Source organism: Nostoc sp. (genome assembly GCF_036917655.1).
Taxonomy (GTDB): Bacteria; Cyanobacteriota; Cyanobacteriia; order Cyanobacteriales; family Nostocaceae; genus Nostoc.
The window spans coordinates 1-13,857 of the sequence record NZ_JBALCY010000022.1 but is presented as its reverse complement, the minus strand read 5'-3'; the positions used below and the strand labels follow the sequence as shown (position 1 = coordinate 13,857).

11 protein-coding genes and 1 pseudogene are annotated in these 13,857 nt (G+C 43.5%); 6 read left to right on the top strand and 6 right to left on the bottom strand.

Going from position 1 to position 13,857, the window contains the following annotated elements; translation table 11 throughout:
• The first annotated feature begins 20 nt into the window (after positions 1 to 20).
• Complete coding sequence (locus V7K30_RS10735; protein WP_334999027.1) at positions 21 to 4,067, top strand: DNA-directed RNA polymerase subunit beta''; 4,047 nt, start codon at positions 21 to 23, stop codon at positions 4,065 to 4,067.
• 440 nt (positions 4,068 to 4,507) lie between these two features.
• Positions 4,508 to 5,836, top strand: coding sequence for a hypothetical protein (locus V7K30_RS10730; RefSeq protein WP_334999026.1), 1,329 nt, complete (start codon positions 4,508 to 4,510; stop codon positions 5,834 to 5,836).
• Positions 5,837 to 5,989: 153 nt separating this feature from the next.
• On the opposite strand, the gene V7K30_RS10725 is transcribed toward V7K30_RS10730, so the two are convergent.
• The 4 genes and pseudogenes from V7K30_RS10725 to V7K30_RS10710 all read right to left on the bottom strand — a co-directional run bounded on the left by V7K30_RS10725 (position 5,990) and on the right by V7K30_RS10710 (position 9,392).
• The gene (locus V7K30_RS10725) at positions 5,990 to 6,427 is read right to left on the bottom strand and encodes a response regulator (protein WP_334999025.1); all 438 of its coding nucleotides are present in this window, start codon (positions 6,425 to 6,427) and stop codon (positions 5,990 to 5,992) included.
• A gap of 102 nt (positions 6,428 to 6,529) precedes the next feature.
• The gene (locus tag V7K30_RS10720) at positions 6,530 to 6,964 is read right to left on the bottom strand and encodes a response regulator (RefSeq protein ID WP_334999024.1); all 435 of its coding nucleotides are present in this window, start codon (positions 6,962 to 6,964) and stop codon (positions 6,530 to 6,532) included.
• A gap of 464 nt (positions 6,965 to 7,428) precedes the next feature.
• Positions 7,429 to 8,817 (bottom strand): DUF3370 domain-containing protein, encoded by a 1,389-nt coding sequence (locus tag V7K30_RS10715; RefSeq protein ID WP_334999023.1) that lies wholly within the window; start codon positions 8,815 to 8,817, stop codon positions 7,429 to 7,431.
• 31 nt (positions 8,818 to 8,848) lie between these two features.
• A pseudogene (locus V7K30_RS10710) lies at positions 8,849 to 9,392 on the bottom strand (peptidase C15).
• A gap of 58 nt (positions 9,393 to 9,450) precedes the next feature.
• On the opposite strand from V7K30_RS10710, the gene hisH reads away from it, so the two are divergent.
• On the top strand, positions 9,451 to 10,086 hold the full coding sequence (gene hisH, locus V7K30_RS10705) for an imidazole glycerol phosphate synthase subunit HisH (protein ID WP_334999022.1): 636 nt from the start codon (positions 9,451 to 9,453) through the stop codon (positions 10,084 to 10,086).
• Positions 10,087 to 10,180: 94 nt separating this feature from the next.
• Complete coding sequence (gene rsmD, locus V7K30_RS10700; protein WP_334999021.1) at positions 10,181 to 10,771, top strand: 16S rRNA (guanine(966)-N(2))-methyltransferase RsmD; 591 nt, start codon at positions 10,181 to 10,183, stop codon at positions 10,769 to 10,771.
• A 26-nt stretch (positions 10,772 to 10,797) separates the two neighbouring features.
• Here rsmD and petG read toward each other — a convergent pair whose 3' ends face one another.
• The gene (petG, locus tag V7K30_RS10695) at positions 10,798 to 10,911 is read right to left on the bottom strand and encodes a cytochrome b6-f complex subunit V (RefSeq protein WP_063721252.1); all 114 of its coding nucleotides are present in this window, start codon (positions 10,909 to 10,911) and stop codon (positions 10,798 to 10,800) included.
• Between the two features lie 197 nt (positions 10,912 to 11,108).
• On the opposite strand from petG, the gene V7K30_RS10690 reads away from it, so the two are divergent.
• Positions 11,109 to 11,483, top strand: coding sequence for a c-type cytochrome (locus tag V7K30_RS10690; protein WP_229454306.1), 375 nt, complete (start codon positions 11,109 to 11,111; stop codon positions 11,481 to 11,483).
• 539 nt (positions 11,484 to 12,022) lie between these two features.
• On the top strand, positions 12,023 to 12,820 hold the full coding sequence (locus V7K30_RS10685; protein ID WP_334999020.1) for a peptidylprolyl isomerase: 798 nt from the start codon (positions 12,023 to 12,025) through the stop codon (positions 12,818 to 12,820).
• A 716-nt stretch (positions 12,821 to 13,536) separates the two neighbouring features.
• Here the strand turns inward: V7K30_RS10685 and V7K30_RS10680 are convergent.
• Complete coding sequence (locus V7K30_RS10680) at positions 13,537 to 13,725, bottom strand: hypothetical protein (protein ID WP_334999019.1); 189 nt, start codon at positions 13,723 to 13,725, stop codon at positions 13,537 to 13,539.
• Positions 13,726 to 13,857: the final 132 nt, after the last annotated feature.

Sequence of the window (13,857 nt, the reverse complement as noted above, 5' to 3'; positions counted from 1 at the left end):
TGACTCAGGACTAATGACTAATGACTAACGAAAAAATGATTTTTCGCAATCGAGTGGTTGACAAAGGCCAACTGAGAAATTTAATTTCTTGGGCTTTTACGAATTATGGTACGGCGCGAACCGCAGTGATGGCGGACAAACTAAAAGATTTAGGATTTCGCTACGCTACCAAAGCAGGGGTTTCCATCAGTGTAGATGACTTGATGGTGCCACCAACTAAGCGATTGCTCTTAGAAGCTGCCGAAGAAGAAATTCGCGCCACTGAAACGCGTTATCAACGGGGAGAAATCACTGAAGTAGAACGCTTCCAAAAGGTAATTGATACCTGGAATGGTACCAGTGAAGCCTTGAAAGATGAAGTAGTCGTCCACTTCAAGAAGACTAATCCCCTGAACTCCGTATACATGATGGCATTCTCCGGGGCACGGGGTAACATCTCCCAAGTCCGGCAATTGGTGGGGATGCGGGGACTGATGGCAGATCCTCAAGGGGAAATTATCGATTTGCCCATCAAAACCAACTTCCGTGAAGGACTAACTGTGACGGAATACATTATTTCGTCTTACGGTGCCAGAAAAGGATTGGTGGATACTGCCTTGCGGACGGCTGACTCTGGTTATCTCACCCGCCGATTGGTGGACGTATCGCAGGATGTAATTATTCGGGAATTTGACTGCGGCACCACCAGAGGTCTTACCATTCGACCAATGACAGAAGGTGCCAAAACCTTGATTCCTCTCGCAACCCGCTTGATGGGACGGGTAATTGGCGAAGATGTGGTGCATCCAGTGACAAAAGAAGTGATTGCACCACGCAATTCGCCAATTCCTGAGGACTTGGCGAAGAAAATTGAAAAATCTGGGGTGGCAGAAGTTGTGGTGCGATCGCCCCTAACTTGTGAAGCTGCACGTTCCGTCTGTCAACACTGCTACGGTTGGAGTTTAGCCCACGCTAAGATGGTGGACTTGGGCGAAGCTGTGGGGATTATTGCCGCCCAAAGTATCGGCGAACCTGGTACCCAGCTAACCATGCGGACATTCCACACAGGTGGTGTGTTTACTGGGGAAGTGGCGCAACAAGTTCGTTCTAAAATCGATGGGACTGTCAAGCTTCCCCGAAAACTGAAGACCAGAACATATCGTACCCGCCACGGGGAAGATGCCCTCTATGTTGAGGCTAATGGTATCCTGCTTTTGGAACCAACAAAAGTAGGTGATGTTACCCCAGACAACCAAGAGGTTCATCTTACCCAAGGTTCAACACTATATGTATTTGATGGAAATAAGGTAAAACAAGGTCAGTTGTTGGCAGAGGTTGCCCTTGGTGGACGCACAACTCGGACTAATACAGAAAAAGCAGTTAAAGATGTTGCCTCTGACTTGGCAGGGGAAGTGCAATTTGCCGAAGTAGTTCCAGAACAAAAAACTGACCGTCAGGGCAATACCACAACCACAGCCGCACGGGGTGGTTTGATTTGGATTTTGTCTGGGGAAGTTTACAACTTGCCGCCTGGTGCAGAATTGATTGTCAAAAATGGTGATGCGATCGCTTCTAATGGAGTTTTAGCAGAAACCAAGTTAAGCAGTTTGCACGGCGGTGTGGTGCGCTTGCCAGAAGCTACCCCAGGTAAGAGTACCAGAGAAATTGAGATTATCACCGCTTCTGTGGTCTTAGACCAAGCAACGGTAACAGTCCAAAGTTCCCAAGGTCGCAATAACTACTTAGTCTCCACTGGCAACAACCAGGTATTTAACCTCCGGGCTACACCAGGCACAAAAGTACAAAATGGTCAAGTGGTAGCTGAGTTAATTGATGACCGCTATCGCACAACCACTGGTGGATTCCTGAAATTCGCGGGTGTCGAAGTCCAGAAAAAAGGCAAAGCCAAGCTAGGTTATGAAGTCGTGCAGGGCGGTACCCTTTTGTGGATTCCGGAAGAAAGCCATGAAGTTAATAAAGATATCTCCTTGCTGTTGGTGGAAGACGGTCAGTTTGTAGAAGCTGGCACCGAAGTGGTGAAAGATATCTTCTGCCAAAACAGTGGTGTGGTAGAAGTGACCCAGAAAAACGACATCCTGCGGGAAGTTGTGGTTAAGCCAGGGGAACTGCTGATGGTGGATGATCCAGAATCAGTCATCGGGCGAGACAATACCTTCATTCAACCTGGTGAGGAATTTCAAGGCAGTGTCGCCACGGAATTGCGCTATATCCAGTATGTAGAGACACCAGAAGGGCCAGCCCTGTTGAGTCGTCCAGTAGTTGAGTTTGCCGTACCGGATAATCCAGATGTGCCATCAACTACATCTGTAAGTCAACAAACCGGGCGCTCGATTCAGTTGCGGGCTGTACAGCGACTCCCTTACAAAGATTCGGAACGCGTCAAATCTGTTGAAGGTGTTGAATTGCTGCGAACCCAGCTAGTGCTGGAAATTGAGCAAGAAGGGGAACAAGACCACAATGCTTCGCCCCTAGCAGCAGATATTGAATTGGTACAAGATACCGAAGACGCAGAAGTTCAGCGCTTGCAACTGGTGATTTTGGAATCCTTGGTAATTCGGCGAGACATTACCGCCGATGCCACCCAAGGTAGCACCCAGACCACACTTGAGGTACAAGATGGGCTTACCATCGCCCCTGGATCTGTGGTAGCACGTACCCAAATCTTGTGTAAAGAAGGGGGGATAGTGCGGGGCGTCCAAAAAGGAACTGAAAACGTGCGTCGTTGCTTAGTGTTGCGCGACGCTGACAGGCTTACCATTAATACTAGTACTCAGCCAAAGGTGAAAGTGGGTGACTTGCTAGTAGAAGGTACAGAAGTTGCTCCTGGAGTTTTTGCCCCAGAATCAGGGCAAGTAGTGGATATCAAAAATGCCGCTGCTGCATCTGGTGGGGAATCAGCTCTGAGTACTAAAAACTACGTTATTACTACCCGCATCGGTCGCCCTTATCGAGTCAGCCCTGGTGCTGTATTGCAGATAGAAGACGGTGATTTGGTACAACGGGGTGATAACTTGGTGTTGTTGGTGTTTGAACGTGCCAAAACTGGAGATATCATTCAAGGTTTGCCCCGGATTGAGGAACTACTTGAAGCTCGTAAACCGAAAGAAGCGTGCATTTTATGTCGGCGGGCGGGTGAAGTTAAGGTAGTTTACGGCGATGGTGATGAAGCGATCGCCATCAAGGTCGTAGAATCAAATGGCGTGGTAACAGATTATCCTATAGGTCCAGGACAAAACTTGATTGTGCCAGATGGAGCGGTAGTATTAGCGGGACAACCGTTAACTGATGGCCCATCCAATCCTCACGAAATTTTGGAAATCTTCTTTAGCCTCGGTTCCGAAGACGGAATCTATGCTTGTGCTAGCCTTGCCTTGCAGAAGGTACAGACATTCTTGGTGAATGAAGTGCAAATGGTGTATCAATCTCAAGGGATTGATATTTCCGATAAGCACATTGAAGTCATTGTTCGCCAGATGACCAACAAAGTTAGGATTGATGATGGTGGTGACACCACCATGCTTCCGGGTGAATTGGTAGAACTGCGCCAAGTTGAGCAGGTGAACGAAGCTATGGCAATTACAGGCGGTGCTAGGGCACAGTATACCCCAGTATTGTTGGGTATCACTAAAGCATCGTTGAACACCGACAGCTTTATTTCCGCCGCATCCTTCCAAGAGACAACACGGGTACTTACCGAAGCAGCTATCGAAGGCAAATCCGACTGGCTGCGCGGATTAAAGGAAAACGTGATTATCGGGCGATTGATTCCGGCTGGTACTGGGTACAATACTTATGATGAACCCGGTGCGATCGATGATTATGCTGCTGAAATTAGCAGTAGTGTCTTAGATGAAGTTGATGACCCTCTGGATATGGTCTTAGATGACCGCACAGCTCGCACTTATAATTTAGATTCTCCTACTCTTGGGGAATCTGGTTTTGGTAGCAGACGTGCAGAAAGGTCAATCTTAGAGGACGAAGATGAATTAATCGCCGATGAAGTAGCAGATGACGACGATTTCGAGGAAGAAGAGGAAGACGACGAAGATGATTTCGACGAAGAGTAGAGACTTGAAATTTCGTGTCTCTATTAAAAGGTAAAAGGTAATATCAAGTCTACTCAATTACCCATAAGAAAATTACCCATACCCTTGCTAAGGGGAGGGATAACCCAGCCGGTCATTAGACTAAAAAGGCAAAAGAAATCTTCTTTTGCCTTTTTATTTTGCTCTCTAGAAAGACATGATTTACTTACTAGTACAGCACGGCGGAAATCCAGCTAGCATATAAATTAACCAGACAATTGATTAAGCCCCTTGTTAAAGGTAGGCAAACTTCCGCCTGTACTAGTAGTCTATGATGACCTTGTGTGATGCCTTTTATCTAGTTTAAGAGAAACTGACACCTAAATCCGCTAAGTGTGCATCTCTATAAATCTAGCAATAGCTAGATGCTGTAATTCTCTCAAACGCTATAATCTACATCTGTTACACCGAGAGATTAACTTGTGGATGCCATATTAGAACGATCGCACGAATTAAAACAAGCCTTAGTTGATTTTGTCCTTGATGCTGAAGGCGAAGTAGCACAAGCACTGGAAACTTATGCAGCAGCACAGTTGCGCCGTGGAAGTGGGGATAGTACCCAGCAGGACTTAATTATCGATAGCTTTCTGACAGCAGGGAAAGTCGGTGATAAGTCACCATTAGAGTTGTTTGTCGAAAGCTATCCAAATTTAGACCAAAGCGATCGCAACCTGATCAACAGCTGGCGTCATAGTTTTATTGGCTTATTTGCCATCACTAACATTCTACCTGATGGCTTTGAATTGACGAACTGGTTGACAGATAAACGCTACATTGTCAAGCCAAATAATGTCCACACACTACAGGCAATTTCTCGGTTGAAAGTAGGAGAAATTTTACTAACTCGCATTTCTCCTGTTACCGACAACTACTGGATGTTTTCTGGCCCCTACACACTCATGGGTAAATTGGGTAAACCAAAACTTGCTGTGGCAATTGGTAATTTTAAAGAAAACTATAAAAGTAATCTTTACAGCGACGCTCCAGACTTGCTAGAAGAAGCTTGGCAATCAGTAGCACAATATCATCAGCAGTTTGTGGACTTTTTTAGCACTGATGAAATCACATTACCTGGATACCAGCTTAATAAAAAAATAGCGGAATTTCAAGAAATAATTACTGAAAAAAGCTTTGCAGCAGCAGGAATTGATACTTCCAAGTCATTGGCTGAAGTGGCAGAAGCGGCTGGCATCACAGACGAGGAAATCAAAGCAGCAGCACAAGAATTTGGTGCTGACTCCAATGCAGTTTCTCAGATGTTTAACAGCAAAAGCGGCAATAGCAAAATGGTTATGCCAAAAGTTGATTTACCTGCCGAACTCAAGAAAGCAGAACAGGTAACGGCTCTTTCTCATCCCCGTTGGGGACAAATGTTTTTACCAACATATAGTAAGGTAGAAGCAATCTTATCAACAGAGGACTGGCAAAGTATTCAAGGGGCTGAAAAACTAATTCGCTACTATCTCGAAGATAAAAGTATTAACGCCTTTATCTGGTATCGGTTAGCGCAACAGTATCCAACTCAATTAGAAAAGGTGTTGCAAAAATATCTACAACGTCCAGAGTTTAACCTTGAAAGTGACTTGGATGCTCTTTTGCAAGAATTCAAGAAACCTATTGAGCCGGAGTTACCAGAAATTGCTAGTGTCCCTATACATTTACACAACTTATTTCAAGAAGCTTTAGGAGAAGTTAACAAATCTAAGCCCAAGGGTAAGGGGCAAAAAAAGCCAGCAAAAGGTTTTCAATAAGGTTAACAAATATATCCAACATTTCACTCTACCCACTTAGGGTTATGTTTCCAAGGTAGAGTTGTTTTTAGGAGCGTACAGCTAGGTGTACGCTCAGAGAGCCTATTCGGTAAAATCAATGTCAAAAACGAGATGAAGACCGGGTAGTTATATTTATACATCGGTAGATAGTAGGTGAACAATCTCATCGACGATTTCCTCTGGACTCTCAAGCTTGACTAGAAATCGATTAAAGCCAGCATTCAAAGCCTTATGACTTGAAACCTCCCGTGTATAAGAAGTGATAGCGATCGCAGGTAACTGCCTTAGAGATAGGCAAGAATGCACTCGAATTTGCTCAATTAACCAATTTCCATCATGATCAGGCAACTTCACATTGCACAGCAGAATATCGGGATGAAGCGATTCGACCAAATCAAGGGCTGCTTCTGCATCGGTTAAAGCCATCACCTCTGCACCAGCTGCTTCCAAAATGAAGGTGAGCAAATCTGCAATATCTGGCTCATCCTCTACCAGTAAGATCAGGGTTCCAATAAGGTGCTGGAGCGAATTTAACTCAGTTTCTTGATTGATTTTTTTATTCGTTGCCATGCCGTCCTTTTATTGCCTGTTATAGTCTGCTATTTCTATTGCAATGCATGGAGCGGAATAAGTATTCACCCTAAATACACAAATTTGGGGTGAAAAGCTTTATCAATATGAAGAAGTTAATTCACCGATCAACATTGACCGCCCTGTTAGGTCAGCGATCGCCCCGACTAACTCATCTATGTCCACAGGCTTTAATAACCACTGGTCAAACCTTGTTTCCGACTCCGCAAATCCAGCTTCTAACTCTTTGAGTGCCGTGACTGCTATAACCGGAGTGGACTTGTCTAGCCTATCTTCGATTTGCCGGATCTGACGTAGCAGCGAATAACCATCTTCACCGGGCATGGCAATATCACTAAGTACTAAATCTGGGCTAAGTTGGACAAACGCTTCTAAGGCTTGATGTACGGTGAAAGTTGAATGAACTTCGATCCCATACAACTCAAGTAAACAAGTCATCCAGGCACAGGAATCGAGGTTATCATCGACCACTAGTACTCGCAATCCGTCCAGCGTAGAAGTGTTAGGAATGGGCATACCAGGAGCCTCACTCTAAGTGAATATCAGAGTATCTAACGAGAATTTAATAATTAGTGCATTTTTCATAGAAAAATAAGATTTCCATAATTTTACTTAACATTGTGCAATGCAATTCTCAGAATTTAGCTACTCGAATAGACGGCATAGGAATCCAGATGAATAGATGAATATACGTATGGTTTGTACAAGCAAAGTGCTGTCTTCGGTAATAGTTAAAGTCCAGGGCTTTACAGTCGTAATTATAAGTATTTAGCTGACCTTGATTTATCGTTATTAATAACACAAAACTTAAAATAAATTTTATAAATTTAAATTTCTTAATATTTCCTCTAATATTTTTAGGTTTTGGCGATGGCGTTTTTGTAGTACTCACAAAGTTGACTAATATTTTTTGGTAACAGGTAATTGGAGAAAAGCTATTACCCATTACCCATTACCCATTACCCATTACCCATAACTCATTACCGAGGTTCAGCTTGAGTTGAGACTGTTAATACTTGCGGTGGTGTAGCATCCGGGGGATAGAGAAAATCTACTTCTACTAAAGAGCGATCGCCTGCCTTTATATTTAATAAAACTAACGGTTCCCCTGGTTGACCTCTCTTTTGCACTAAATGCACAAACTGAGTTTGCGGCTGACCTTGATCATCTTTGTAACGTACCCGCACCGTTCCTCTAAAGAATACTTGAGCAGCTGGTGTACTCAAAAAGCGTAACCCCGGTTTTCCCAACTGATCTTCTTTGAGTGGCGTTTGTATTGACACACTAACAGTTTGAGGACTTTGAGTATTGTTGTATAGCGGCAACTTGAGACTATATTGAACTCCGTAGTTGCCATGAGCGCGATATGCGGTGTCAGGATAACGCACCAGCATAGATGCACTTTGAATTTGACCAGTTCCTAAGGTACCACCATGCAGGGTACTCAGAGCGTAGGAAAACACTTGACCAGGCTGGGGGATAGTTAGATACCTTTTTTTAGGATTATCTACTAGTAAGGCTCTCCATTGGGAACCACCAGCTACTCCGGCTACACGCCCATAAACTATAGGCTTACCAGTTTCCTCAAGGGGAGTAGGAGTTTTATCCCGTGGGCCAGCCAAATCACCATTATCTAGTAAATTTTGCCATTCTTCTAAAGTAGGCGATCGCTCACTACCATCTGGATTCACCCGTGCAAACATAGCTAGGCTTGCTGCATAGACAGTGCCATTACTCCACAGTCGCATCAACGTAGATCGACCATTCAGAGGTGGTGTCAATCCCTGCACAGGAATTGGTAAATTTAGTAACATCCGACTTTGCCCTGGTGGAATCTCAATTTGGGCAGGGAAAATCTCTTGTCGCTGTCCCCTAAGCACATCAGACATGACGCGATCGCCTGGCCCAGCAAAAACTTTACCTAAAAGATTTTGGCTAAAAGATGGTAATTGAATAAATGGTGCATCTGGTTGACTCAAATAACTCGCCGCCTGCAAAATATTCACCTTCACTGGTTCAGAACCAGGGTTGTGCAAAATTATCCCTAGATAGAGCGATGTCTCCGACGGGCTACGCCTACGCAAATTCTCTGGTGGTTCAGCCCTAGCAACGTGATGGGCAAAAATATCAAATCGTCCCCGAAAGGGAAAATTCAGATGCGCCGTTGGCACTTTTTTGCCATCGGGTGGAAAAGTCGAGAGTAAAATCCCTTCTTTCAACACCAATTCTGGACTATTGCTGTTAAAAGTTGGCACTGTATCCAACTTACCTGGTAAAGGACGTACTTCTTGCGGTTGCACGACTTCTTCAGGTGGTGGCGTGACAGGAGTTGATTGGGCAATTGGGAAAATTAGTAACAATGGCAACATATACTTAGATATTTATTCCACCATACAGACACTAACAACTTGATGAAAGTGCCACTTTGTTAATAATTAATACGAAATCTGTAAGAATACCCATCAAATTTTCTTGATTGAGAATCAAAATGTGGACAAAGATACAACGTGACGTGAGTTAGTTGTGGCTTAAATAGTCCAACACTGAATAGTAAAGACCCTCTGGTGCGGACGCACTCGCGTTCGCAAACAAATTTACCGCAGTCGTGGCTAATCTCAATTACCGTTGCTCCCGCTACCAATTCCTCTAAATCAACTTTTGTCTGTAAAACAATTTCTTTCTGGCTAGCACCTGCTTCCACACTTAATTGTGTCCGGCTTGCAGCCTGAGTACAACAGATAATGTAATCAAGTTGGATTGCATTGATTTTTTCAATTACCCGATTACTGGCAAGTTGCACATTTATCGGTAACTGGTGCAAAAAAGTTAAGTCATGGGGGAGCAACTCAAGTTTGATAACTTCTAGTAATAAATCATCAGAAGAATTTGACTGTTGATCCTTTAGCCAAATATCAAAAGAAATTAATAGAATTCTTTTCTTCAGAAGAAATATTATTTAGAATAGAAAAACCCTCCATAATAAATTTACAAGGAGCAGGTAAATGCCAGTTATTGCGGTCGTAGACTACGAGATGGGAAATTTGCATTCAGTCTGCAAAGGCTTGGAAAAATCTGGGGCAACTCCTAATGTTACTTATTCTGCAAAGGAATTAGAGCAGGCAGATGCAATAGTCTTGCCGGGAGTGGGAGCATTTGATCCCGCGGTGCAACACCTGCGAGCGCGTGGTTTGGAACAACCTATTAAAGAAGCGATCGCATCTGGTAAACCTTTCTTAGGAATTTGTTTAGGATTGCAAATTCTCTTTGAATCAAGTGCAGAAGGTACCCAACCAGGACTGGGAATTATCAAAGGAAAAGTGCGGCGGTTTCGTTCAGAACCTGACATCACTATTCCTCACATGGGTTGGAATCAACTGGAAGTGACTCAGCCAAAAAGTATTTTATGGGAGCATTTACCGTCCAATCCTTGGGTGTATTTTGTCCATTCTTACTATGTTGACCCAATAGACCCGCTAATCCGTGCAGCAACCGTCACCCACGGTACTCAAACCGTAACAGCTGCGATCGCCCATGAAAACCTGATGGCAGTCCAATTTCACCCCGAAAAATCCTCTAATATTGGATTGCAAATCCTGTCTAATTTTGTTGCTCAAGTCCGCGAAAAAATTCCTGCCTAATACTATTTTTGTCATTTGTCCTTTGTTGTTTGTCCTTTTTGATTTGTTAATAAATGAAAATGGCTAATGACCAATGACTAACGACTAATCCATCATGAGCCTGAGAATTTACGGTAATCGCCAGCTAAAAACTTTACCAGGAAAAGAAACTAGACCCACAAGTGCGCGGGTAAGGGAGGCAGTCTTTAATATTTGGCAGGGAGAAATTGCAGGTTGTCGCTGGCTAGATTTGTGCGCCGGTACTGGTTCAATGGGCGCAGAGGCTTTGTGTAGAGGAGCCAGCCTAGTAGTGGGAATTGAACAATCGAGCCAAGCCTGTGCCACCATCCAACAAAATTGGCAGCAGGTATCTAATGCCGAGCAAGAACTTCGAGTATTGCGGGGAGATATTACCCAGCAGTTAAAGATTTTATCAGGCAAGCAATTTGACAGAATCTACTTTGATCCACCTTATGCCAGTGGATTGTACCAGCCAGTATTAGAAGCGATCGCTCACTATCAACTTTTAGATCCTAGTGGCGAAATCGCAGTTGAACACGCCTCACAAGGTTGGACACCGCTAGAGATTCCCGCTTGGGAAATTTACCGCGAGAAAGTTTACGGCAACACATCACTTACTTTCTACAGAATTCGGAGTCAGGGATTAGGGGCAAATAAGGGAGATGAGGAACAATATAACTCCTAACCCCTAACTCCTAACTCAGCACTCCCTCATCCCCCCAACTGATTGGGGCGCTTGTATTGCTTATAGGCAGCGTAAAACAGTCCGGCGAGGGTGACGAAAACTAGACCAAGGACAATACCTGATAGCAGGGGTTCAACCACTGTAAATCTCCTCTTTGTAATTATTAAATATTCGTTGCTTGTTTTTGATTTTACCAAATTTGGTATGAATCCTGCGCCCTACAGCCTTTTTAGAAGGCGGCTGCCCACAAGAAAATAGTCTTCTGTGCTTGCAGACACAATCAAGAACTTTTAAGCTATGTGTAGGAAATGAAAACTTTTTAGCACACCTAAACTTTTTGGATAACCAGATTACCAAACCTGAAATTTTGATTCAGCGGATCGTTTTATTGACGTTGGCCATACTGCTAGCAGTCCCTTTGGGCTTTTTGGGTGTTCAGTTGGTTCAAGCGTCCGATCCATACGTCAAGAGTGTTCTATCCCTAACAGGAAATCCAGTTCAAGGACACGCGATCTTTCAAATTAACTGTGCTGGTTGTCATGGCTTGGAAGCAGACGGACGAGTGGGGCCCAGTTTGCAAGCTGTTTCAAAGCACAAGTCTCGGTATGGACTGATTCATCAAGTGATTAGTGGCGAAACACCACCAATGCCAAAATTCCAACCTAGTGCCCAAGAAATGGCGGATCTTTTGAACTATTTAGAGTCGTTGTAGACGTTAGAATTTTTGGTTGCGGGATACATAAATCACTCATGGAAAAAGGCAGCACATCCAATGCTGCTTTTTTCCATCTCTAATAACTTTTAATAGACGGCAAGAATTTTTAGATGTGCAAGGCAAGCACGGCTTGTCACCAGCAGTCCATCTGCTGGTCACACCTTCAGAATCAAACAAAGCTAGACTTAGAGTGAGTATTTCTGCTTAACTAAAAACACCTTTGTTAGGAGAGGGTTATCTCAAGGCACCCTAGCTCAGTCTGATAACAACGCCCTTCTAAGTTACAGTGGCCAGAACTATCCTTAATCATTTTCCTTTGTCCTTGTCTTCACATCTGGTCGTATTTACGTAGAATCTTTGATAAAAACTCATATAAACTGTATATTTTAAAGCATGTTAGCAAGTCACTATTTAATTATTGCAAAAGTTAAGATTGGCGTACCTAACTTGGTAGGATTAAGACAAAAGCTCCCAGTGAATCGGCTACGGTATAGCTTCTTTAACAAACTAGATATTCTTAAGATGCCCGAAAGCTAATGACTGAAGCGATCCAAATCGGTAATCGGACAATCACAGCTAGTGAACTGATTTCCTTACTGGCAAGTTACCAAATGCTGCCACAGTTGCAGCGCGAATTGATTATCGATGAGGCGATAGAGCAAAACTCACGCTCCGCCAAGGTTGCAATAGAGTGTACACCTGAAGAATTAGCCCAAGCTAAACAGCAGTTTTACGCTGAAAAACAGTTCAAAAATGAAGAAGACATCCAGGCTTGGATGGCACATCAAGGGCTGGCTCCCGAACAACTAGAAGTTATTACCACTCGTAAGCTGAAAATTGAAAAATTTAAGCAAGCCACTTGGGGTAATAAACTAGAATCCTACTTTTTTCAGTCCAAGGCAAAACTAGACAAAGTAATTTATTCTCTGCTGCGAACCCAAGATGTAGGAATTGCCCAAGAACTTTACTTCCGGATTCAGGCGAAAGAAAACTCTTTTGCTGACTTGGCGCGGGAATACTCACTCGGTCCAGAAGCTCAAACTGGCGGTTTAGTAGGTCCAATTGAACTGAATGCACTACATCCGGTAATGGTGCAAATGCTCTCTAGCAGTCAACCAGGTCAGATATTGCCCCCTACCCACATCGCTGAATGGTTCGTGATTTTGCGGCTGGAAAAATTTATTCCAGCACAACTAGATGAATTTATGAAAGTGCGCCTGCTAAATGAACTCTTTGAAACCTGGCTACAAGAACAGCAAAAGCAAATCATGTCTGCACTACAAGGGGAGGGGGGCACGGGACGACAGGGAGAGGGCGATAAACCTTTAACCTAAGCATGAGAGTCACTTTCCATGCTTGGCTTCAAAAACGAAGGTAGCGATTAGAGATGTATATGAAGATGTCACTTTTGAATCGCTTTCTACTGAACTTGGCTAAGTTGAGAAGGTTGAGTGAAGCGATCAATCACACTTGATAGGATTGAGGCAAGACTAGCGCTCTCCCCCATTTACCCAATATGTTTGTTCTAAACAGGACTTACGCAACTGGTACAAGCGATCGCCTACGGCACTCTTGCCGAGTACCCAAAAACTAAATGAGAAACATGGGAACATCTGGACGTTTTAGTTGTTGAATTAAATAATTTGACAACAATCCATGCTTGATTTGATAAATTGTTTGACAACTTATTTGATGATGACTGATCTGCTCTAAATGTTCCGCTAAATCTGTAATTGTATAATTTATTTGACTACTTAGCAAGTACTAGCAGTAATTAAGTTTAGTAAATCTCATTACCGTGAGCAACATTTATCTAATACATCCTCTAGTTATATTCTCATAAATATTTCAATAGGGCTTCAAAGCAAGCAATTTTTCTTGCGAATACAAAGCTTTCGGAATGGATATTGAGTAATACCCATGAACTATAAAACGGCGATCGCATTGTGCCAGTTGCGTAAGTCCTGCCAAAGTTGAGAAAGGTGAGAGACGCGTCGCCCCTACCTTACACGAGTTGTTCAAGCAAAGACTTTTCGGCTTCTGCTAATATTTATAGAGATGTTGAGTCAAAAACAATTACATCACTTGCAGCAGATAGTAGTTGTTGAAGAATTTGTAGATAGGCATGTGCATCATTCCGACGACGAAACCGAGCCACTACCAGGCGCTGCATGTTGGCTAGTTGCCGAATAATACACCAAGGATGACTATTTGATTTTGGCTTTGAGATTGGTATCATAGGTTAATCCCTCCCACTTTGTGGGATGTGTTAGGAATAGCGATCGCAAAACTTATTCCTGCTTTACTTCACGTTACTAGATGGAGTCTTTCTTCGATTCTCCAAAGCCGTGATGCTTATACAAATACTTGG

Coding starts and splice junctions, on each gene's coding strand:
- V7K30_RS10720 (WP_334999024.1), bottom strand. CDS start 6,964: ATGCCCATTCCTAACACTTCTACGCTGGACGGATTGCGAGTACTAGTG.
- hisH (WP_334999022.1), top strand. CDS start 9,451: ATGCCAGTTATTGCGGTCGTAGACTACGAGATGGGAAATTTGCATTCA.
- V7K30_RS10735 (WP_334999027.1), top strand. CDS start 21: ATGACTAACGAAAAAATGATTTTTCGCAATCGAGTGGTTGACAAAGGC.
- V7K30_RS10715 (WP_334999023.1), bottom strand. CDS start 8,817: ATGTTGCCATTGTTACTAATTTTCCCAATTGCCCAATCAACTCCTGTC.
- V7K30_RS10680 (WP_334999019.1), bottom strand. CDS start 13,725: ATGATACCAATCTCAAAGCCAAAATCAAATAGTCATCCTTGGTGTATT.
- V7K30_RS10685 (WP_334999020.1), top strand. CDS start 12,023: ATGACTGAAGCGATCCAAATCGGTAATCGGACAATCACAGCTAGTGAA.
- rsmD (WP_334999021.1), top strand. CDS start 10,181: ATGAGCCTGAGAATTTACGGTAATCGCCAGCTAAAAACTTTACCAGGA.
- V7K30_RS10725 (WP_334999025.1), bottom strand. CDS start 6,427: ATGGCAACGAATAAAAAAATCAATCAAGAAACTGAGTTAAATTCGCTC.